Annotated in this window: 19 protein-coding genes, 1 tRNA gene and 1 riboswitch; of the genes, 12 read left to right on the forward strand and 8 right to left on the reverse strand. The window is 57.9% G+C overall.

Annotated elements, in window-relative coordinates; translation table 11 throughout:
- Positions 1 to 97 precede the first annotated feature (97 nt).
- Positions 98 to 1,900, reverse strand: coding sequence for a GGDEF domain-containing protein (locus tag V6582_RS05955; RefSeq protein ID WP_156631630.1), 1,803 nt, complete (start codon positions 1,898 to 1,900; stop codon positions 98 to 100).
- A 238-nt stretch (positions 1,901 to 2,138) separates the two neighbouring features.
- On the opposite strand from V6582_RS05955, the gene betI reads away from it, so the two are divergent.
- From betI to betA, 5 genes are all read left to right on the forward strand, one after another.
- Positions 2,139 to 2,741, forward strand: a complete 603-nt coding sequence (gene betI, locus V6582_RS05960) for a transcriptional regulator BetI (RefSeq protein WP_156631631.1) — start codon at positions 2,139 to 2,141, stop codon at positions 2,739 to 2,741.
- Positions 2,738 to 4,255 (forward strand): choline-sulfatase, encoded by a 1,518-nt coding sequence (gene betC, locus V6582_RS05965; protein WP_337739230.1) that lies wholly within the window; start codon positions 2,738 to 2,740, stop codon positions 4,253 to 4,255. The genes betI and betC overlap by 4 nt, the downstream gene beginning before the upstream one ends.
- A gap of 2 nt (positions 4,256 to 4,257) precedes the next feature.
- A complete protein-coding gene (locus V6582_RS05970) occupies positions 4,258 to 4,899 on the forward strand; it encodes a glutathione S-transferase family protein (protein WP_156631632.1) in 642 nt (213 codons plus the stop codon).
- Positions 4,899 to 6,362 carry a betaine-aldehyde dehydrogenase gene (gene betB, locus V6582_RS05975; RefSeq protein ID WP_156631633.1) on the forward strand — a complete coding sequence of 488 codons (1,464 nt, stop codon included), beginning with the start codon at positions 4,899 to 4,901 and terminating at the stop codon, positions 6,360 to 6,362. The genes V6582_RS05970 and betB overlap by 1 nt, the downstream gene beginning before the upstream one ends.
- Positions 6,363 to 6,611: 249 nt before the next feature.
- Complete coding sequence (gene betA / locus V6582_RS05980) at positions 6,612 to 8,264, forward strand: choline dehydrogenase (protein WP_156631634.1); 1,653 nt, start codon at positions 6,612 to 6,614, stop codon at positions 8,262 to 8,264.
- A gap of 4 nt (positions 8,265 to 8,268) precedes the next feature.
- Here betA and V6582_RS05985 read toward each other — a convergent pair whose 3' ends face one another.
- From V6582_RS05985 to V6582_RS05995, 3 genes are all read right to left on the reverse strand, one after another.
- Positions 8,269 to 8,634 (reverse strand): type II toxin-antitoxin system VapC family toxin, encoded by a 366-nt coding sequence (locus V6582_RS05985; protein ID WP_156631635.1) that lies wholly within the window; start codon positions 8,632 to 8,634, stop codon positions 8,269 to 8,271.
- Positions 8,628 to 8,819 (reverse strand): CopG family transcriptional regulator, encoded by a 192-nt coding sequence (locus V6582_RS05990; protein WP_349508931.1) that lies wholly within the window; start codon positions 8,817 to 8,819, stop codon positions 8,628 to 8,630. The genes V6582_RS05985 and V6582_RS05990 overlap by 7 nt, the downstream gene beginning before the upstream one ends.
- Before the next feature lie 94 nt (positions 8,820 to 8,913).
- Positions 8,914 to 10,203, reverse strand: a complete 1,290-nt coding sequence (locus V6582_RS05995; RefSeq protein ID WP_156631637.1) for a phosphatidylglycerol lysyltransferase domain-containing protein — start codon at positions 10,201 to 10,203, stop codon at positions 8,914 to 8,916.
- 284 nt (positions 10,204 to 10,487) lie between these two features.
- Between V6582_RS05995 and V6582_RS06000 the strand changes: the two genes are divergently transcribed.
- A complete protein-coding gene (locus V6582_RS06000; RefSeq protein WP_234889652.1) occupies positions 10,488 to 11,834 on the forward strand; it encodes a chloride channel protein in 1,347 nt (448 codons plus the stop codon).
- A gap of 3 nt (positions 11,835 to 11,837) precedes the next feature.
- Here V6582_RS06000 and V6582_RS06005 read toward each other — a convergent pair whose 3' ends face one another.
- The gene (locus tag V6582_RS06005; protein ID WP_156631638.1) at positions 11,838 to 12,803 is read right to left on the reverse strand and encodes a flagellin; all 966 of its coding nucleotides are present in this window, start codon (positions 12,801 to 12,803) and stop codon (positions 11,838 to 11,840) included.
- A 522-nt stretch (positions 12,804 to 13,325) separates the two neighbouring features.
- Positions 13,326 to 13,402: riboswitch (Fluoride riboswitch) on the forward strand.
- A gap of 82 nt (positions 13,403 to 13,484) precedes the next feature.
- Here V6582_RS06005 and V6582_RS06010 point away from each other — a divergent pair.
- Together V6582_RS06010 and V6582_RS06015 are read left to right on the forward strand one after the other, a co-directional pair.
- The gene (locus V6582_RS06010) at positions 13,485 to 14,861 is read left to right on the forward strand and encodes a voltage-gated chloride channel family protein (protein WP_156631639.1); all 1,377 of its coding nucleotides are present in this window, start codon (positions 13,485 to 13,487) and stop codon (positions 14,859 to 14,861) included.
- A 108-nt stretch (positions 14,862 to 14,969) separates the two neighbouring features.
- Positions 14,970 to 15,359, forward strand: coding sequence for an ester cyclase (locus V6582_RS06015; protein WP_156631640.1), 390 nt, complete (start codon positions 14,970 to 14,972; stop codon positions 15,357 to 15,359).
- Between the two features lie 36 nt (positions 15,360 to 15,395).
- On the opposite strand, the gene V6582_RS06020 is transcribed toward V6582_RS06015, so the two are convergent.
- Positions 15,396 to 16,253, reverse strand: coding sequence for a hypothetical protein (locus V6582_RS06020; protein ID WP_156631641.1), 858 nt, complete (start codon positions 16,251 to 16,253; stop codon positions 15,396 to 15,398).
- 448 nt (positions 16,254 to 16,701) lie between these two features.
- Positions 16,702 to 16,775: transfer RNA gene (locus tag V6582_RS06025), tRNA-Gln, on the reverse strand.
- Between the two features lie 204 nt (positions 16,776 to 16,979).
- On the opposite strand from V6582_RS06025, the gene V6582_RS06030 reads away from it, so the two are divergent.
- From V6582_RS06030 to V6582_RS06040, 3 genes are all read left to right on the forward strand, one after another.
- Complete coding sequence (locus V6582_RS06030; RefSeq protein WP_156631642.1) at positions 16,980 to 17,540, forward strand: type 1 glutamine amidotransferase domain-containing protein; 561 nt, start codon at positions 16,980 to 16,982, stop codon at positions 17,538 to 17,540.
- A 166-nt stretch (positions 17,541 to 17,706) separates the two neighbouring features.
- Positions 17,707 to 18,003 carry a cupin domain-containing protein gene (locus tag V6582_RS06035; RefSeq protein WP_156631643.1) on the forward strand — a complete coding sequence of 99 codons (297 nt, stop codon included), beginning with the start codon at positions 17,707 to 17,709 and terminating at the stop codon, positions 18,001 to 18,003.
- Between the two features lie 69 nt (positions 18,004 to 18,072).
- Entirely contained in the window at positions 18,073 to 18,984 is a 912-nt protein-coding gene (locus V6582_RS06040; protein ID WP_156631644.1) for an MBL fold metallo-hydrolase, read from the forward strand.
- A gap of 55 nt (positions 18,985 to 19,039) precedes the next feature.
- On the opposite strand, the gene V6582_RS06045 is transcribed toward V6582_RS06040, so the two are convergent.
- A complete protein-coding gene (locus V6582_RS06045) occupies positions 19,040 to 19,939 on the reverse strand; it encodes a DUF1499 domain-containing protein (RefSeq protein ID WP_156631645.1) in 900 nt (299 codons plus the stop codon).
- A gap of 836 nt (positions 19,940 to 20,775) precedes the next feature.
- Between V6582_RS06045 and V6582_RS06050 the strand changes: the two genes are divergently transcribed.
- Entirely contained in the window at positions 20,776 to 21,807 is a 1,032-nt protein-coding gene (locus V6582_RS06050; protein ID WP_337739231.1) for a LacI family DNA-binding transcriptional regulator, read from the forward strand.
- The last annotated feature ends 25 nt before the right edge of the window (positions 21,808 to 21,832 follow it).

Consider the following 21,832-nt stretch of genomic DNA (forward strand, 5'->3'; position numbering starts at 1 on the left):
CGGATCTCCGCGTTATCTTCAATGGTAACGGAGATAGGCTTCCATCCGCCTTTTGAAAAGGAGGCCCATTGACGCGGACGCTCATCCAGGGCGCGGTTCAAGCCAGTTGACGAAGCTCGCCGACATGCAGACCGCTGTCGCTATCCTTGGCGCTTTTCTTGACGCTGGCGATTTCCGACGACAGACGGCTGACATCGTCAACGACCAACCCCTGCGGCAATTCCAGAACGCCGATGGAGCAGCGCATCAGCGGAAAATCGCGGTCGACACCATGACGGTCGGTGCCACGAATACGGCCCTCGGCACGGTCTTCCGGCGAATAGAGGGCAGCGACATCGCCGTGGAAATCCGAGAGCAGCCGGTTGAGGATTTCCAGCACTTCTTCGCCGGTCCAGCCGATGAGACCGATGAAGAAATCGTCGCCGCCGACATGGCCGAGAAACACGCCATCGGCGAAGAAATACCGGTGCATCAGCGCGGCAAACAGCGAAATGGCGTGATCGCCCAGATGAAAACCGTAGTGATCGTTGAAGGGTTTGAAACTGTCGAAATCGCAATAGCAGAAATGGCGAAGGTCGTCGCTGTCGCGACCGCTGTCCTGCATGAAATCGCGAATGGCGCGATTGCCCGGCAGGCCAGTCAACGGATTTTGCTCCTGGGCGGTCTTCAACTGCTTTTCATTGATAATGCGCACCAGCGAAGCCGCAGAAACCACGCCCGCATAGCGCAGGTTTTCGGTCAGAAGCACACAATCGCTGCCCTCGGTATTAGAGAAGATCGCCATCAGCCGGTCGGCATCGGCATCGAGGCCAACGACCGGCGCGTGATCGACGAATTGCGAGATCGTCCGCTCATAAACCTTGTTCTTCAGAAGATCGCGGCCGAAGGGCTGATAGATATATTCCTTCAAATGCACTTCATGGATAATGCCGCGCGGCTCGCCATTGGCGTTCAGAACCGGAAAGAACGACTGGCGCGGATTGCGGCGAAACAGGTCGAACACGCTATCGACGCTGTCGTTTTCATAGACCGTCGGCAGGCGCTCGATCTGCTTGCGGATCAGGATTTCGTCCAGCGACTGGCTGGAGCGCCGTGACTGGCCGATATCCTTCAGATGCCGATAGTAGGATTTCAACTCGGCCAGATGGGTGGTGGGCCTCGCAATATACCAGCCCTGCACGAGATCCACCCCAAGCTCGCGACAGGCGATGAACTCGCCTTCCGTCTCGATACCCTCGGCAATCACACGCACGCCAAGCACATGGGCTGTCTGGACGATATTCTTCACCAGATGGCGTTTGCGCGAATGACCGTCCAGACCGGCGATGAAATGCCGGTCGATTTTCAGATAGTCGATCGGGAAATCGCAGAGCAGCTTCATCTCGGCATGGCCAACACCGAAATCGTCAATGGCAATCTTGAAGCCGGCGCTGCGCAGCCGCACCATCAGGCCGGCAAATTCCGGCACTTCGGTATTGTTGAACCGCTCCGATAATTCAAAACACACAGACGACGGCGCAATCCCGGCGGCGCGCAGATGCGCCAAAAGCCCGTCAATGATCGCCTCTCCTTGCACAATCAACCGCACATCGAGATTGAGAAACAGAGTATAGGCGGCATGATGTGGCAGGCTGGCAAATTTGGCCAGCGCCCTGCTGGCCACCATCTGCTCCAGGGCCAGCAATTGCCCTGTTTCATGGGCTTGATCGAGAATGTCGAGCGGCGTCTCGAAACCGATCCGTTCCTGACCGCGCATCAGCGTTTCATAGCCGAAGACGGCCCCGGTCTGGACCTCGACAATCGGCTGCATGGCATTTTCCATTACGACTTTCGCCAGCGTCAGCAATTGATCGCTGGCATAGCGGCGCAATACTCCGCGTTCCGTCGCAATCGCTACCATTGAAAATATCCCTGCGCCCAAATTGTTTAAGTTTACGGCACGGTGACGGCAAAGCCTGAAGGAAATCTTTACCGGGGATGAAAGTTTTGTGACAGGTCCCCCGACTGGCTAGGCCGGGCCAAAGGTCGGCTCACGCTCTGCAATCGCCTGGACCTCGGACCGGCATCCCGCTCGGCTGATTTTTATTGATTGATCAGTCAATCAAGAATAGATTGATGATCATCAGAAAGGATAGGCCATGCCGAAACTGGGAATGGAGCCGGTCAGACGAAAAGCCCTTGTCGATGCTGCCTTAAAAGCCATCGGCATGCATGGCTCGCTGGCGGTCACCATGTCTGAAATTGCCCGCACTGCCGGGGTTTCTCCTGCGTTGGCCCATCATTATTTCGGTTCCAAGCAGCAATTGCTGATCGAAACGATCCGCTCGCTGTTAAGGCAATTGCAAGCCGATGCCGCAAGCGCGCTGACTGCGGCAAACACGCCACGCCAGCGGATCAGCGCCGTGATCCGTGTCAGTTTCCAGGCCGACCAGTTTGCACCCGATACCGTGGCAGCCTGGCTTGCCTTCTATTCCGAAGCGCAACGCTCGGAAGCAACCCGCCGCCTGTTGGTAATCTATGCCCGGCGGCTGCGCTCCAACCTGGTCGACGCCCTGATGACCCTGGCCAGCCGGTCTGATGCCGAGCGTATTGCCGAAGGCACGGCGGCGATGATTGACGGGCTTTACATTCGCCAAAGTCTGCGGGCAGCACCGCTGTCTATTGATGCCTCTGTCACACTGGTGGAGGACTATGTCAGCGGCCAGTTACATGCCATCAACCTTGGAGAGCCCAGACCGTGACCAGAGCCAATATTCTCATCATCATGGTCGATCAGCTCAACGGCACGCTGTTTCCCAATGGCCCGGCGGACTGGCTGCATGCGCCGCACCTGAAAGCGCTCGCCGCCCGCTCTGCCCGTTTCCAGAACAATTACACATCCTCGCCACTCTGCGCCCCGGCCCGCGCCTCCTTCATGGCGGGGCAATTGCCCAGCCGTACGCAGGTCTATGACAATGCGGCGGAATATGTGTCGTCCATCCCCACCTATGCCCACCATCTGCGCCGCGCGGGCTATTACACCGCCCTATCGGGCAAGATGCATTTCGTGGGGCCGGATCAATTGCATGGCTTTGAAGAACGGCTGACAACCGACATCTACCCCGCCGATTTCGGCTGGACGCCGGATTATCGCAAACCCGGCGAGCGGATTGACTGGTGGTATCACAACCTCGGTTCGGTGACGGGCGCTGGCGTGGCCGAAATTACCAACCAGATGGAATATGATGATGAAGTGGCGTTTCTGGCCAATCAGAAGCTTTATCATCTGAGCCGTGAGAATGATGATGCGGAGCGTCGTCCTTGGTCCCTCACCGTGTCCTTCACCCATCCGCATGACCCTTACGTGGCCCGCAAAAAATACTGGGATCTCTATGAGGGCAGCAATCATCTTCTGCCCGAAGTCGGCGCGCTTGATAATCAGGACCCGCATTCCAAGCGGCTGATCCATGCCTGTGACTATGACAATTTCGACGTCACGGAAGAAGACATCCGCCGCTCGCGCCGCGCCTATTTCGCCAATATCTCCTATATCGATGATAAGGTTGGCGAGTTGCTGGATACGCTGACCCGCACAAGGATGCTGGACAACACCACCATCCTGTTCTGCTCAGACCACGGCGATATGCTGGGCGAGCGCGGGTTGTGGTTCAAGATGAATTTCTTTGAAGGCTCTGCCCGTGTGCCGCTGATGGTGGCAGGTCCCGGCATTGCCCCCGGTCTGCATCAGGCTCCAACCTCCAATCTGGATGTGACGCCGACCCTCTGTGATCTAGCCGGAATTTCCATGGATGAGATCATGCCCTGGACCGATGGCATGAGCCTGAAAGGCATGATCGGTGGCGAGGCCCGCACCGCGCCTGTGCTGATGGAATATGCCGCCGAAGGCTCCTATGCGCCCATGGTGTGCATCCGCGAGGGCCAATGGAAATATGTGCATTGTGTGCTCGATCCAGACCAATTGTTTGACCTTGAGCGCGATCCGCAAGAGCTGACCAATCTGGCCGCTGATCCCGCTTATGCCGATGTTCTGGCCGATTTCACAGCTAAGCGCAAAGCCCGCTGGGACATGGCCCGCTTTGATGCAAGCGTGCGCGAAAGCCAGGCCCGTCGCTGGGTGGTCTATGAGGCGCTGCGCAACGGTGCCTATTACCCATGGGATCACCAGCCGCTGCAAAAGGCATCCGAGCGCTATATGCGCAATCATATGGACTTGAATGTGCTGGAAGAAAGCAAACGCTATCCGAGGGGAGAGTGACAATGCTGACCATCTGGGGCCGAAAATCCTCCTCAAACGTGCAAGCGCTGATGTGGTGCGTTGGCGAACTTGGTCTCGACTATGTTCGCCATGATGTTGGCCATCGCTATGGTGGCAATGACACGCCCGAATTTCTGGCGATGAACCCGAATGGCACCGTGCCAGTTCTTCAAGATGGCGATGGCGAGCCTCTGTTTGAGACAGGGGCTATCCTTCGCTACCTCGCCAGCCGCTATGCATCGTCGCCATTCTGGCCAAATGATCTGGCGGGTCGCACCCGTGTGGATATGTGGGCTGAATGGTCCAAAGTGAATATTGCGCAAGAGTTTACTGCGCCGATTTTCTGGCGTGTGGTGCGCACTGCGCCGAAAGATCATGATCCCGCCGCCATTGCAAAAGCCATGGGCGTGCTGGGCGCAAAGCTGGATATTGCCGAACAGCGGCTGGCAAACCACACCTATCTGGTGGGCGATGAACTGACCTTGGCTGACATTCAATTCGGCCATGTGCTGTTTCGCTATTTCGATATCGACATCACCCGGCCAGAGCGCCCCGCCCTTCACCGCTATTATCAAAACCTGACCACGCGCCCCGCGTTTCGCGAGCATGTGATGGTGTCTTACGAAGAATTGCGAGTTTTATGATGAAAGCCCAACCCAAAGCCTCTCACTTCATTGATGGCGAATACGTTGAAGACACCGCCGGTACTGTGATTGACAGCACCTACCCCGCCACTGGCGAGGTGATTGCAAGGCTGCATGCGGCCACACCTGCGATTGTGGAACGGGCCATTGCTTCCGCCAAGCGGGCGCAGAAGGAATGGGCAGCCCTTAGCCCCACTGCCCGTGGCCGGGTGCTGAAAAAAGCAGCCGAAATCATGCGCGAGCGCAACCGCGAACTGTCGGAGCTGGAAACGCTGGACACTGGCAAGCCTATACAAGAAACCATCGTGGCCGACCCAACATCGGGCGCGGATAGTTTTGAGTTTTTCGGTGGTATCGCCGCGGTAGGACTCAACGGCAGCCATATTCCGCTGGGCAATGATTTTGCCTATACCAAACGGGTTCCCCTTGGCGTCTGTGTCGGTATTGGTGCGTGGAACTATCCGCAGCAGATCGCCTGCTGGAAATCGGCACCGGCCTTGGCCGCTGGCAATGCCATGGTGTTCAAGCCATCGGAAATGACCCCGCTGGGGGCGTTGAAGATTGCCGAGATTTTGATGGAGGCGGGTGCTCCGAAGGGGGTGTTCAACGTCATTCAGGGGGATCGCGACACCGGGCCTTTGCTGGTCAACCATCCTGATGTGGCAAAAGTCTCGTTGACTGGCTCAGTGCCAACAGGGCGGAAAGTTGCGGCAGCAGCAGCTGGCCACTTGAAGCATGTCACCATGGAACTGGGCGGCAAATCGCCTCTGATCGTGTTTGATGATGCTGATGTGGACAGCGCCATTTCCGGGGCGATGCTGGCGAATTTTTACTCCGCGGGACAGGTCTGCTCCAACGGCACGCGGGTGTTTGTTCACACGGCGATCAAGCAGGTCTTCCTTGAGCGGTTGAAAGTCCGCACGGAAGCAATTGTGATTGGTGATCCGCAAGATGAGGCCACCCAGATGGGACCTTTGGTGTCGATGGCGCAGCGGGAAAAAGTGCTGTCCTATATCGACAAGGGCAAGGCCGAGGGCGCGACGCTGATCACCGGCGGCGGCATTCCCAACAGCGCATCCGGCACTGGTGCCTTCATTCAGCCCACGGTGTTTGCCGATGTGACGGATAGCATGACCATCGCCCGCGAAGAGATTTTTGGCCCTGTCATGTGCGTGCTGGATTTTGATGACGAGACTGACGTGATTGCGCGCGCCAATGCCTCGGAATTTGGCCTCGCTGGCGGTGTGTTTACCACTGACATCACCCGCGCCCACCGCGTGGTGGATCAACTGGAAGCCGGAACGCTGTGGATCAACACCTATAACCTCTGCCCGGTGGAAATGCCGTTTGGTGGCTCCAAGCAATCAGGCTTTGGCCGCGAAAACTCGCTGGCGGCGCTGGAGCATTATTCGGAGGTGAAGACGGTTTATGTGGGCATGGGGAAGTGTGAAGCGCCGTATTGAGCTTTGGGGTCAAGGCTCCTTTCGCAGATCACGGCGCTTTTAAATTCGGGCTTCGCACCCCCTCATCCGGCTGCCGCCACCTTCTCCCCGCTGGGGAGAAGAGGGAAAGAACCGCAGCGCTTCAGGTCTCCTCTCCCCCATTGTCTATAAAAGATGCGGAGAGGTCTGCCGAGCGTAGCGGAGGCAGGGTGAGCGGGAGCTCCGGGTTCTGACCTACAACTTTAGTCCCCAAATCTAAGGGCTGGCAACATGCATCAGGCAGATTTCGTCATCATCGGTTCCGGCTCGGCAGGCGCGGCCATGGCTTACCGCCTGTCGGAGGATGGCAAGCATACGGTGATCGTGCTGGAATTCGGCGGATCAGACATTGGCCCCTTTGTGCAAATGCCTGCCGCCCTTGCTTTTCCGATGAATATGGATCGCTACAATTGGGGGTATGTGACCGAGCCAGAGCCGCATCTGAACAATCGCCGGATGATTGCGCCGCGCGGCAAGGTGGTGGGTGGCTCATCCTCTATCAACGGGATGGTCTATGTGCGCGGCCATGCGGAAGATTTTAACCGCTGGGATGAGTTGGGAGCTACTGGTTGGTCCTATGCCGATGTGCTGCCTTACTTCAAGCGCATGGAGCATTCTCATGGCGGTGAAGAGGGCTGGCGCGGCACCGATGGTCCCCTGCATGTACGCCGGGGCGAGGTGAAAAACCCGCTGTATCAGGCCTTTATTGAAGCGGGTCGGCAGGCCGAATTCCCCGTCACCGAGGATTACAATGGCCGCCAACAGGAAGGCTTTGGCCTGATGGAACAGACCAGCTGGCAAGGCCGCCGCTGGTCCACCGCCAATGCCTATCTGAAACCCGCGCTGAAGCGTGACAATTGTCGCCTAATACGCTGCTTTGCCCGCAAGATCGTGCTGGAAGGCCGCCGCGCCGTGGGCGTCGAAGTCGAGATTGGTGGCAAGATCGAGGTAATCCGCGCCAACCGCGAGGTGATTGTTGCCGCATCCGCCTTCAACTCACCGAAAATTCTGCTGCTCTCCGGCATTGGCCCGGCGGCGCATTTACGCGAGATGGGCATTGAAGTGGTTGCGGATCGGCCCGGCGTTGGCCAGAACCTGCAAGACCATCTGGAATATTACCACCAGTTCAAATCGAAATTGCCGATCACCCTGCATTCCAAAAACAACTGGTTCTGGAAGGGCGTGGTGGGGGCACAATGGTTGTTCTTCAAACAAGGCCTTGGCACCTCCAACCAGTTTGAAGCGGCAGCGTTTATCCGCTCAAGCGCGGGCGTGAAATGGCCAGACCTGCAATATCACTTCCTGCCGATTGCCGTGTCTTACGATGGCAAATCCTCGGCGGAAGGTCATGGTTTTCAAGCCCATGTCGGCTATAACATGTCGAAATCGCGTGGCTCTGTCACCTTGCGCTCACCCGATGTCAAAGACGCCCCCGTATTGCGCTTCAACTACATGAGCGACCCGGACGACTGGATGAAATTCCGCCACGCCGTGCGGATCACCCGCGAGATTTTTGCGCAAAAAGCCTTTGATCCCTATCGGGAATCCGAAATCGCACCGGGATCGAAAGTGCAAACCAACGACGAAATCGACGCCTTCCTGCGCGAACATCTGGAAGGGGCCTACCACCCCTGCGGCACCGCCAAAATGGGGCGCATAGATGATCCGATGGCGGTTGTCGATCCGACCTGCAAGGTGATTGGCGTCGAAGGCCTGCGGGTGGCGGATTCATCGATCTTCCCGCATGTCACCTATGGCAATCTCAATGGCCCCTCGATCATGACCGGCGAAAAGGCATCCGATCATATTCTGGGCCGTGATCCCCTACCCCGCAGCAATCAGGAACCGTGGGTTAATCCGAATTGGGAGTTAAGTGATCGGTAAGACATCACAGCCGATAGGGAATGCGGATGCCGGGATGGTTGCCCGGCAAATCCTTGGTATCGCGGGTTACCAGCACCATGTCATGGGCCAGAGCACTTGCCCAGACAATCGCGTCAGGCAGTTTCAGCCGATGCGCACGCCTCAAAGCAACTGCACGCTGGGCCACGGCCTGATCGATGGCGATGCAGCGAAAACTGCGCAGAAAGGCAGCGGTTGCCTGCCCATTCTCATCGGATGCACCAACCATGACCTCCATCCAGGTCACCATGCTGATCGCCTTTTCCTCATAAAGCGAAAGCTCCTGCCTGGCCGGTTCCTTGCCATTCAGGAAATCGATCAGAATATTGGTATCGAACAGTGCTTTTACCATTCGTCGCGCAGGCCCTGCTGATAGGCAAGGCCATCCGGCTGGTTTTTCCAGAGACCAAAGCCGTGATCCAGATCGGGCTGCTGCCGTTCTTCCAGCAAAGATGCCACGGCTTGGCGGATCAACGCTGCCCGGGAAATTTTTTCCTGGCGGGCAATCCGGTCCAGCTCCCACAACGGCATCGTCATCAAGGTCGATCAATGTTCTCATCACACACCTATCATATATCGCTATATGATATATACCGACCCATGGTTATGATCAAGCCGGCGCGAGACACCGCTATCGCCGCACCAGCCGCCTTACCCCGCCGCTAATCAACAGCGCGGTATCGACAACGGCGGGCAAGGCTTCGCGTTTGCCGCTGACGGCGAGGTAGCGGGGTTGCCAGTCGGGGTCGAACTTGGCCTTGAAGGCGTGGACACCCTTGAAATTATAGAGCCGCTCGCCGTTTTCATAGACCAGACGGCCAAGGCGGTGCCAGAGCGGGGCGGTGGGCCGTGCCGACAGGCCGGATAGCGGCGCCATGCCCATGTCGAGCTGGCGATAACCTTCCGCTTTCAGATGCAGCATGATCTTCACGAACAGCAGGTCCATCATGCCGCGATGCGTGCCGGGCAGATGCCGCATCAGGTCGATGAAGGCATCCTGTTTTGTCTCGGTGGTCAGAATATTGGCAAAGGCGACAATCCGGCCTTCAAGGCGAATGACAGCAACCGGATGAGCGCAGAGATAGCAGCGCTGAAACGTGCCAAGCGAAAAGCCCTTTTCTCCAGCCTTGTGATGGGCCAGCCAGACATCCGACACGTAAGCCAGTTCATCCAGTAACCCCGACACCTCGGCTGGCGGCACGATGGAAAATTCCAACCCGTCGCGTTCGGCGCGGTTGATCGAGCGGCGCAGTTTCAGCCAGTCGCCGCCTTTCAGGTCGAAGCGGTGCAGATCGACAATCGCCTGATCGCCCAGCTTGAACAGCCGCAGGCCCGCATCCGCCGCGACAGGCAGAAAGTCCGGGGAGACCTGGTAGAAGGCGACGCGGCAGCCGCAAGCCTTTGCCTCCTTCAGCAATTTCGTCACCAGCTGCGGCCAGGCTGCCCGTGGTCCGACCGGGTCGAACAGCACGACGAACCGACGGCCGCGGCGCGCATACATCAGGAAAGCGTCACCCGCATTGGAAAACAGCACCTGCTTATCGCCGAGCGCCACCAGGCCTGCCGCCGCCCGGGAATTTTCCCGCACGATGCGCCCAGCCAATTGGGTGTGAACAGGCGATGCGCCCGCCCGGACTGGCCGGATCTGCTGCTGGACGACACGGCCCGCCGCAATGGCACCCAGCAATGACAGCGTCGCCAGACTGGCGCCGCCAATATCCTGATGCAATTTGTAGACGAGACCAAGCGCCGCCAAGGGGTCCAGCAGGAATTCAATCGACAACAGCGATAAAGCCGCAAGGCCAAGCGCCAACACCAGGCGCAAGAGCTTGCCGGCTGCGTGCCAGCCAAGCCCTATCCCCGCGGCCAGAACAAATCGGTCGGGTTTGCTTGAAGCGCCGGTTTCCAATGCATTCACCATCAGCCCCGACGTCCTTGGCCCGAGAAATATTAGCGATTGTTCACTCCGCCATGCTTATGGCAGCGCCCGGTAAACATGTCGTGAAGCGGATACATGAACAATCGGTAAAATACCAGACCCGTGCAGGCGCAAAGGCCATTGCCGCCCTTATGGGTCCAGCGTAGATTTTGAGCAATCGTCCCCGATATTGGTCCCAAATCTTTAAATCCCAACCTCCAAACCCCTTGGGATTTCATCGATTCCGATTTAAGGAGTGATGCAATAGCCACCTGGGAGTTGCCTTCATGCCGCGTTCCACGCCCTCGAAAATGCTGCGGCGCTCACGCGCGCTCAGCGGTTCCTGGCGCATGTGGAAAATGCGGCTGGTCTTCTGGGCCGGTGCTGGTGCCATCGGTGTGGTCAGTGTCGGCTTTGCCTGGTTGGCGGACCGCGCCCAAGGGCTGTTTCACACGATCACCCATGCCACGCAATGGACCTTTCTCCTTCCGCTTCTGCTGACACCGGCAGGCTTTGCGCTTTGCGCGCTTCTGGCGGGCAAGGTTTTCCCGGCCTCGCAAGGCTCCGGCATCCCCCAGGCGATTGCCGCCCGTCATATCGATGATCCGGCTGGGCGCAGCCGGTTGCTGTCGATGCGGATCGCTATCGGCAAAGTGCTTTTGACCGCAATCGGTCTGCTCTGCGGCGGATCGATCGGCCGTGAAGGACCGACCGTGCAGGTCGGGGCCTCCATCATGCTGTTTTGCGCCCGCATTGGCGGAATGGCGCGGGCAGACGGGCTGATCCTGGCCGGATCGGCGGCGGGCATTGCCGCCGCCTTCAACACGCCCCTGGCCGGGATAGTCTTTGCCATCGAGGAAATGAGCAAGACCTATCACTCCCGCGTCAACAGTCTGGTTCTGATCGCTGTGATCGTTTCCGGCCTTGCAGCCCTCGGTCTCGTTGGCAGCTATACCTATTTCGGCACCGCCAATCCCACTGTCTCCGGCTTGCGCGACTGGATGCTGGTCGGCCTGTGCGGCATTGGTGGCGGCGCCTTCGGCGCGCTGTTCAGTGCGGGGGCGCTGACCCTTATGCGCCGGATACGCCGCTGGACCCAGCTGTCGGCAATGCCATTGCGGCGTGCCGTTCTGCTCGCCGCCGTTTGCGGACTGGGTGTGGCGCTGATCGGCATCCTGACCGGAGGCGCCACCTACGGCACCGGCTATGAACAGGCGCGCGGCGCAGTGGAAGGCCAGGCCCTGCCGCTGCTGTTTTTCGCGCAAAAGCTGGCGGCCTCGTTCCTGACGATGATTTCCGGCATTCCGGGCGGGATTTTCGCACCCTCCCTGTCGGTGGGAGCCGGGCTCGGCAGCACCGCCGCCAGCCTGACTGGCTCCAGCATTGCGCTTGGCGCCATTCTTGGCATGGCCGGCTATTTCGCCGGTGTCGTGCAGGCGCCAATGACAGCTTTCGTGATCATTATGGAAATGACCGCCAGCCACGACAGCGCCATCGCCATCATGGCCGCAGCCATGCTGGGCTATGCAACGTCGCGGCTTCTGTCACGCGAGCCACTCTATCACGGCCTGTCGCGCCCATTCCTCGCCGAAGCCATCCGCGCCAGCCGGGCGGCAGAACGCAGTCAGAGCTGACGCTTACAAGAGCTGCGATAGCGATTGCACGCTGGTATTGACGATCGACAGGGATTTGACGCCGAGCTGTTCTCTTGCCTGGAGGGCTTTCAACCGGCTCGATTCCAGGTTCATATCGGTATCGACCATGTTGCCGACGCCCTTACTGATTGAGCCTTGCAGGTCCTTGGAAAATTCATACTGCATGTCCACCCGATTGCTCATCGCGCCGAGCGTGCTCGCCACGCCATTCATCCGTTCGGCCATGGCATCGACGACCTTGATCATGTCATCGATATCGGCATTGGTGGTGCTGTCTTCCAACCTGATCTCGTCATGGGTCGTCGACGCCTTGGTGCCGTTGAACATCACCCAGGTCTTGGCGGTGCCAAGCTCGGTCGCAAAACCGGATCCCGTGAGGATGCCCCCTTCCCCATCGACATCGTCGATCAGGTAATTGACCTTGGAGGTGCCCGGCTCGCCGCCGACATTGTAATCGATCGTATTGATGCTGATCCGGCCAGCGCCATCGCGCACAAAGGAGCCGACGAGGTTGCGATTGTCATTGTCGCTGGCGGCATCGCGCAACAGCCAGTTTTCCTTGGAAAAGGAGGAGGATTCAGCAATGGAGCGGAACTGATCACGGATCTCGTCCAGTTCCGTATTGATCTTGTCGCGTGAGGTGCCGCCTTCACGCGCCAGCACCAGACGTGCCTTCACATCCATCATCAGGTCTGTCGATGTGCTCATCCCGCTTTGCGCCGTGTCCAGCACGCCAGCGGCCATGGACAAGGCATCCTGCACCGAAGACAAGGAGCGATTGTCGGAGCGCATCGTCGTGGCAATCGACCAATAGGCGGCATCGTCAGCCGCAGTGGCGACCCGATAGCCGGTCGTGACCCGCGCCTGGCTGTCGTCGCGGCTGGACACTGTATGGCGCAGGCTTTGAAGCGCGGTATAGGCCGCAACATTGGTGTTTTTACTCGTCATACGCTCACTCACATACTCAATACAAAACAGGCTCAGTACAAACAGGCAAAACACAAGCCGTCCGCAATACTGGTCGGCTCGCAATACTGGACAGCATGTCACGTGCTGTCGCGAGGGCTGGAACCATCCAGTCACCTGATGACAACAGGAACCCGTTCGTGGATGCGCAGACAACCACGTTCAACGGCTCCAAACTTCGAATTTCCCCAACCAGACGCCTCCGCCAGACGTCACCAAAAGACCGAATTTTCCAAAAGCGGAATGGGTGATTTATAGGGCCGTTAAGGTTAAGTCCCACCCAAGGAAGATGGTGAACGGAAGATAAAGAACGCGTGCTTGCAATTAACTTTCTGGATGGTGCCCTTCGTTGCAGACACCGCAGCGCGCGTTGCGACGATAGCATTGCGCAGAAAACCGGGCGCCCGCATTTCAGTACGGCGCCCTCTTAAGAGGCGATCAACGATGAAAAAAATGTGTCCTCCTTTCTGCACCATTGACTTTCATGGGTGTCAATCGATATTCGATTGTAACGGCAATGGATTCTGCCGGGCACGACGCCGAACCGCTTCCTTGATGAAGCCGATGACTCCTACTCAACACGCCAAGGCGAAGGAGTAGAGTCATGTCAAAAATTTCCAGGCTGTTTTTTCCAATTGAATGTGCTGTTTCGGGAGCGTCACAATGAGGACGGTCCCCGCGTTTATTGGTCTTCGTTTGCAACAGATCCGCAGCCTGGCGAAATGGATCGCCGTCACGGTGCCGATGGCCGTCATGGTGGGCTCGCTTGTCGCCCTGTTTCTCTGGAGCCTGGATGAAGCAACGCGGCTACGGTTTGCCTATCCCGATTTGATCTATGCCATGCCGATTGCCGGGTTTGCCATGGTCTGGGCCTATCAGCGCTTTGGCAAATCGGCAGAAGGCGGCAACAACCTGATTGTCGAGCAGATCCACGAGCCGGGCGGCGGCGTGCCGTTGCGCATGGCGCCGTTCATTCTGGTCAGCACGGTGCTGACCCATCTGGTCGGCGGTTCTGCCGGCCGGGAAGGCACGGCGGTGCAGCTCGGCGGCAGCCTTGCCAGCGCCTTTGCAAAGCTCTTCCGGCTGGCGCCCGGCGATGTCCGCATCCTGCTGATGGCCGGAATTGCCGCGGGCTTCGGCGCCGTGTTCGGCACGCCGATTGCCGGCGCGGTGTTTGCCCTGGAAGTGCTGACCATTGGCCGAATGCAATATGAGGCCCTGCTCCCGGCTCTGCTGGCCGCCGTGGTGGCCGACTGGACCTGCCAGGCTTGGGGGGCCAGCCATACGCATTACGTTATCGCCTATCTCAAGAACATGCCGGATAGCGGTGGGTTTCACCTCGATGCGCTGATCATGCTCAAGGTGGTGTTTGCCGGAGCGGTGTTTGGGCTGGCGGCACATGGTTTTGCCGAGATTTCCCATCTGGCAGGTGCTGCTTACAAAGCCTTGCTTCCCTCCGCACCGCTGCGCCCGGTGCTGGCCAGCGCCATTCTGCTAGCCCTTGTCTGGCTGCTTGGCACTCGCGATTATCTGGGGCTGGGCGTTTGGTCGCCCAATCCAGGCGATGTCACCATTCTCAGTTTTTTCCGCCCGGATCATGTGGATGCCTGGAGCTGGGCCTGGAAGGCGCTGTTTACCGTCGTCACCCTCAGCGCCGGTTTCAAGGGCGGTGAAGTCACGCCGCTGTTCTTCATCGGGGCGGGCCTGGGCAATGCGCTGGCCGGGCTGACCGGTGCCCCGACCGACCTGTTTGCCGGTCTCGGCTTCGTCGCCGTGTTTGCCGGGGCCACCAATACGCCGCTTGCCTGCATGATCATGGGTCTGGAGCTGTTCGGTGCCACCCATGCCGTCTATCTCGCTGTCGCCTGCTTCACCGCCTATCTCACCAGCGGCCATTCCAGCATCTACCTTTCGCAGCGAATCGGCGTGCCAAAACATGCCGCCGGTCAAATCCCCGTCGGCATCGCGGTGCGCCATCTGCGCCTAACGCGATCGGCGCCTAGCCAGGAAGACAACAACAAAAGCCGCAACGATAGCTGAAGCTGCTATGGTTCCTATGTCATTGTGTCAGTCGGGCTCAGAGGAAGGCCGGAGCAGCCAACCCCTGGATCAGGCATTTTGCGATGACCACCAACCAGGAGGGCCAAAATGCCGGTAAAACAGCTTGTAGACCAGTACCGCGCCTATATCGATTGCCTCAACCGCCAGGCGTGGGACGAATTGGGCCTTTTCGTCGATGCCGAGGTTCGCCACAACGAATGCTTACTCAAGCTTCACGGCTACCGCGAAATGTTGGTTCAAGACTTTATCGATATACCGGACCTGCGGTTCGACATTCAACGGATCGTCTGCGAACCACCGCAGATTGCCGCGCGCCTCTGCTTTGATTGCTCTCCCAAAGGCCTGTTTCTGGGAGTGCCCGTTCATGGGCGCCGGGTGGCTTTTACCGAAAACGTCCTCTATGAATTCAATGGATCGAAAATCGCCAATGTCTGGTCGGTCATAGACAAGGTCGCCATTGAGGCTCAACTTCGATAGCATCTGGCAAGCCTTGACGAGGGATAGCGTATAATCCTACTCGTCCGGCACGTCCGACGGCTGAATGGCGTGTACCAGTCTTTTAACGATCTCTCGTTTGACGCGGGCCCTCTTGGCTCCCGCCTCCGCAAGCTCTTTCAAGAACTCAGAAAACAACCGCGCTCTTTGAAAGACAATCGAATGGTTGGATGAGGCCGCCAAAAATGTGTCGATCGATGGCACATGCGCGATCTTGGCCATATGCAAATGGTCCATCCAGAAATGATTATGATAGGGATTGGTAAATTCCGAGGCCGAAAAAATTGCCGCGGCCATGCCGGTCCGACTGGACGTTCTATACATATCTTCGATATCAAACAGATAATCCGGCGTGTGCTGCACAGCCAGCGAGGGTGATATGTTCAGCCGGCGCTTCAACTCCGCGTCGGGAAAGGTTTGCGGCGAACAGGCAAGCACGTCGTAATGGGGACACATGGCACCAAGCGCCAACGCCGCGTAACCGCCGGAAGACTGGCCGAACACCAGACAGGGCCGGCGACCAATGTAATAGTTTCCGATATGCCCCTGCAGAAAGGCCGCGATACCGTCGATATCAGGAAGTAAATTCGATCCGCCATACCACCAGCTGACCGTATCCTGAAAATAGAAAACCCTTGATCCAAGGCCTCGGGCCACCGACAGCATCGAAAACCGCTCAAGATTTCCGCCGAAGATCACCAGATCGGTCTTGCTCGATCCATCTCCCTCGAAAACCACGCAGCCCAGCTGTTCGGAAAGCGCATTCAGCTCGGAAATCAGATGTCGCAACTCATCCAGCGTCAGGGAAGATAACGATGTCGGGGAATATTTGAAGGATATGCCATGTCTGACGATATCCTGAAAATCTACATTCACGGCCCGGAACCTTCAAAGCATGCTTTTCGGCGGCATAGGTAATCGATCTGGTTTGCATTGGCAAACCATGAAACAGCGATCTCTCATTGAATTTACCAGAAAGCGGCGATGGCCTGGATGCGACGCCTGGGCGCAGTTGGAACTGAAATCAGTCAGAATCGTTGAGAGAACTGGAGCAAGCGATCGCAGATTGCATTTCTATTGGTTGCTCATAATTGAAGGAGTAGAAAAATGCTGAAATTCATTGGTGGTACGATCGGGGCCATTTTTCTGATCGGTCTGATCGTCGTCGTCTTGCTGCTCAAGCTTATATTTTGAGGGAGCGGGCTTTCAAAAACCCGTTTCAGGCGCTCCCCCAGAAACGCAAGCCCGTTTGCGAAAACAATCCGCTCTCGTCTTCGACCAATAACCAACTGATGTTGATTTCAAAGATGTGGAATCGAAAGAGTGGCTGGGGCGCCTGGATTCGAACCAGGGATGGCGGTACCAAAAACCACTGCCTTACCGCTTGGCTACGCCCCATCACAATGCGCGCGGATCAATGATGCCGCGCGTTTGGCATGCCGGTCATTAGCAAAAGCGCGCACCGGCTGCAATCGCTGATTTGATATTTTCCGTGGAAAGCGTCGAGGACCATCGCCATTCAAAGGTTAAGAAATTACGGAACGATCCCCGCCCCCATCTGTTGTGATGACGAACCACCACGAAACAGAAAAGGACTTAGAGATGACAAAGATCAATGAAGCAAAGATCCTTATTCTTGCCACTGATGGCTATGAACGTTCGGAATTGCGGGTTCCGCTGGATCAGTTGAAAGCCAAGGGCGCGACGGTGACCATTGCCTCCTTGAAAAAGCAGCCGATCAAAAGCTGGGACGACAAGAATTGGGGTGACACGGTCGATGTCGACCTCACCGTCGAGGAAGCCTCTGCCAATAATTATGATGCGCTGGTCATTCCCGGTGGCCAGATCAACCCCGATATCCTGCGGGCCGATGCCAAGGCCGTGCAGTTGGTGCGCGATTTCGTCGCTTCCGGCAAGGTTGTCGCCGCCGTCTGCCACGGGCCTTGGCTGCTGGTCGAGGCTGATGCGTTGCGCGGTCGTCAGGCAACCTCCTATGCCTCGATCCGCACCGATGTGAAAAATGCCGGGGCCCGCTGGGTTGACCAGACGGTGGTTGCCGATCAGGGCATCATCACCTCTCGAAATCCTGGCGATCTCGATGCGTTCGTCGCCAAAATCGTCGAGGAGGTCGAAGAAGGCCGTCATGAGCGGCGCGCCGCCTGATCTCTTTCTTCGCTGCGATACCAAGAGCACCCCTTCCAGAGCCCTGCTTCTTTAGCGGCCCATGGAACGGGGTGCTTTCTTTTGGCGTATCGACAGCTTTACTCTGTCTGCGGCTTGCTTATCATAGGATTTTTTTTGAGACCCATTTGCCGGATAAGGATTTCACATGCCCGGATATTCCGCCCGCCCGCCTGCCATTTCCACACTATTGATCGATGATGCCGTCGTGCGGGTGACGCGCTGGGATTTCGAGCCGGGTGCCGCCACCGGCCATCATGTCCATGGTCTTGGCTATGTCGTGGTGCCGATGACAGATTGCGACTTCCTGATCGAGGACACCGCAGGCGAACGGCGTGTTACCAGCCGGGCCGGCGAAGCTTATAGGCGCGAGGCGGGCGTGGAGCACAATGTCATCAATGGCGGCACGCTACCGATGAGCTTTATTGAAATCGAATATAAATGAGCGGCCTGCCATGTCTGCTCTCTACCATTCCTGTTCCTGGCGCCGTTTGCCCTTGAGTTCTGATAGATCATGACAATTCAACCACACATCAGCGCCGATTATCGTGCCGACCATGGACGCCGCGTGCCCATTATTGGTGGCGTCGAACGGGTTACGGCCAATAATCCCTCCGCCATGACCTTTATGGGCACGAACACCTATATTATCGGCGAAAAGTCGGTCGGCGTGATCGATCCCGGCCCCGATAACCCTGCGCATTTCCATGCTTTGCAATTGGCGCTGCGCGGTCGTGAGGTCAGCCACATCATCGTCACCCACACCCACCGTGACCATTCCGGCCTTGCCCTGCGGTTGCAGGAGCAGACCGGGGCGAAGCTGGTGGCCGAGGGCCGGCACCGGCTGGCGCGCCCCTTGCACCCTGGCGAGACGGCGGCCTTTACCGAGAGCGGGGACCGGGATTTCGCTCCTGACATTACCCTTGGCGATACCGAGCGGCTGGAGGGGGATGGCTGGGCACTGGAAACCGTGCTGACCCCCGGCCATGCCGCCAACCATGCCGCCTTCGCGCTTGATGGAACCGGCATCCTGTTTTCCGGCGATCATGTCATGGCCTGGGCGTCAACGGTGATTGCGCCACCCGACGGATCGATGCGCGATTACATGGCCTCGCTGGATGTTTTGCTGGCGCGCAACGACCTGGCCTATCTGCCCGGCCATGGCGGGCCGGTTCTGTCTCCCCTCGACCACGTCTCCAGGCTGAAAGGCCATCGACTGAACCGTGAAGAAACCATTCTGGCCCGTGTTCAGGCCGGAGACAGGACAATAGACGAGATGCTGGCTGCCATTTACCACAATATCAGCCCGGATCTCTACAAGCCCGCTGTCCTGTCGATTTTGGCGCATCTGGAAGATCTGGTGGCAAGGGGCGCCGTTCAATGCGAGGGGCCAGCCTTGGCAGACGGCCGGTTTCATCCGGCTTGATCGGCATACGAGCTGAAAATATCACCGGTCCGATCAGCTATGGTCCGATGACCTATCACTGGCTGGCGATGCCCAGCAATTCGCCATCCAGTGCCGTCAGGTAGCCATTGGCGATGGCGGCGGCAAAGCCGAGATCGTGGGGACCGTAGCGGCTGGAAACCCTGATATCGACCAGCACCGTCTCCTCTTCTTCCCGCAGCCGAATGAGAATATCGAAGGGGAAGCCCAGAATGAAATTGCGGGTGGTGGCCTGAATGCGGATCACCCCGGGCGGCTCGTCATCGGGAATGAGATCCTGGGCTTGCGGCTGGGGACGCGGGGTTGGCACCGGCACGGGTGCAGGCCCGGCGGGTGCCCCGGAGGCTGGCGCCGGGGCCTGGAAATCCGGGCGGGCATAAGCGGCCCCGCGCGTCGCCGTTACGCTCCAGCGCTGGTCCGACGCCACTTTGCGCACCGCCTGATAGACCCGGTCCAACGCCCCGTCATAGCGGCGCACGGTCAGGGTCGGATAGGCCTCGGCCTGTAGACGGGCCTGGACAACGGCATCGCTCGGTGGGCGCGGCAGCCAACTGGATTTCGACGCTGGGGGCAAGATCCAGCCGGGCGGATCGGTGAGGTCGCTGACCACTTCATAAAGCTCCGGGCGCGTCTGGTAGCGCTCAGCGGCCAGCCCCAGCACCGAAAGCGGCAGAGCCGCAATCACCAGCGCCCGGCTGGCTGCCATGCCGCCCTTGGCGCCGATCGACCAGAGCCGCCACAGGCCCCAGAGGGCAAATGGCACCGAAAGCGCCGCCAGCCCGCCGCAGACCAGTACCGCAAGCACAAAGCTCGGCATGGACAGTGGACCGAAACGAAACCCCAGCCAGGCCGCCACCAGCAGCAGCAGGGACAAAAACGCCAGCCGCCAGGCCCAGCGGGCGGCGATGGAAACGGGACGAGTGAAACGGATGGTCATGCGGAATGCGCCGTCTCCAGATCTTCCGCTGAACAATGTCTGAAACAGATGGCGAGGTCTGAAATTGTGCAGCAGGTATAAAATTTCGACTATCTCAAAGGCATCAAAACCCCGTTCGATAACCGGACGGTGCCAGCTTTCAATGCATCTACAGCCTTGCAGGCCGAAACCGGATTCTCCCTCACCCCATACCGCATAAATTCCCCGGTCGGAATCGATTTCAGGAACTATGCCGCAAAACATCCTTCCCGCACTTGATAAAACGCAAGGCGCCTTGCCAGGACTTGCTGCATATATGTTCCATGAAGGGTCGCTACAATAGCTTATTTCTATTGTATAATTTCATCCGTTGCGCCAACTGGAACCGAGCAACCATGCAGTGAAGAAGCGGCAAGACCAGGCTGGCCTGTCGATCTTTTCTGACTGCCATATCCACACCTTTGATGTAAAGGACCAGGAATTCAACAATTTTCAGTTGCTTTGCTCTTAAGTTCAGGTTGTCTTGCTCTTAAGGCTTATTAGAATGTGTCAATATTGTCTTCAGACTATATTTCGGACAAAACCGTTGGGGGAGAGCCTTGGGAGGGGTGCATGACATGAACCGACATAAAAGCCTTAGGCTCATAGATGTCCAGCTTTATCAAGGACTTGAGATATCTTCAAATTAACCATCACGGCTCGTTTTCAATGATTTCCGATAGGAAATCAAAGGCGGAGGACACAGTCGGCGATAACGGCATGCATGATCCTTGCCGATCCCGATAAGCGGATCGTTCATCCAAGTGACTATCCGCAGTGACAGCAAATGAGTGCGCAAGCAAATGACCGGGGGAAGAGTGGGGAAGAAAATCAGGACGTCGGGCAATCGCCTGACATTGAACGAAGTTGCTGAAAAAGTTGGCGTTAGCCCGATTACCATTTCAAGGGCGCTGAACAAGCCGGAAAAAGTCTCTCCGGGACTGCGCGAAACGATTCTGAAAATCGTCGAAGAGCTTGGCTATGTGCCCGACTACGCCGCACGGGCCTTGGCCAGCCGAAACAGCAATACAATCGGCGTGCTGTCCTCGCTGCTCGGCACCAATATTTTTCCCAGGGTCATGAAGGGCATCGAGGATCGGGCCAGGGGCACGGGCCTGCGCATCCAATATGTCAATACGCGCTATGATCCCGATGAAGAGCTTTACCAACTCAGACAGTTTTTCGCACAGAAGCCGACAGGCATCATCATTGGTGGCGTGCAGGTCGATCCGCGGGTGACGGAAATGCTGCATGAGGCGCCCTGCCCTGTCGTGCAGTTTATCGATATCAGCTATCCGCCGGTCGATATGGCCATCGGTATCAACAATGCCGCCGCCGCCGATGTCGCCATCCGGCATCTGCTGGATGTAGGCTATCGCCGGATCGCCTTTTGCTCGACCGGTACCGATATTCCCGTCCGAATGCGGCTGGAGAGCTATCGTAACCGGCTGAAGGAAGCAGGACTTTACAATCCTGATCTCGAAATCAATGTGGACGCCAACGATTGCTTCGGATCAGCGGGCAAGACGCTCGATACATTGTTTGCCGCCGATCCCGATGTCGATGCAATCTTGTGTTGTCACGACGACCTGGCGCTTGGCCTGCTGTTTGAATGCCAGCGGCGCGCGATCAGTATCCCCGACCAGCTCGGGCTGTGCAGTTTCACCGACCTCGATTATTGCGCCCACACCGTGCCTGGCCTGACGACGGTGCGCACCCCGCTCTATCAACTCGGCTACCGCGCCACTGACATGATCATCCGGTCCCAGGACAAGATCCGCCAGAAACACACGACGGATCTCGGTTTCGAACTGATCGTCCGAGGCTCCACCCGCCGTCTCAAACCATGAACCATATGGCGGCCCACCAGCCGCC

This window comes from Agrobacterium vitis, from assembly GCF_037039395.1.
Taxonomy (GTDB): domain Bacteria; phylum Pseudomonadota; class Alphaproteobacteria; order Rhizobiales; family Rhizobiaceae; genus Allorhizobium; species Allorhizobium vitis_E.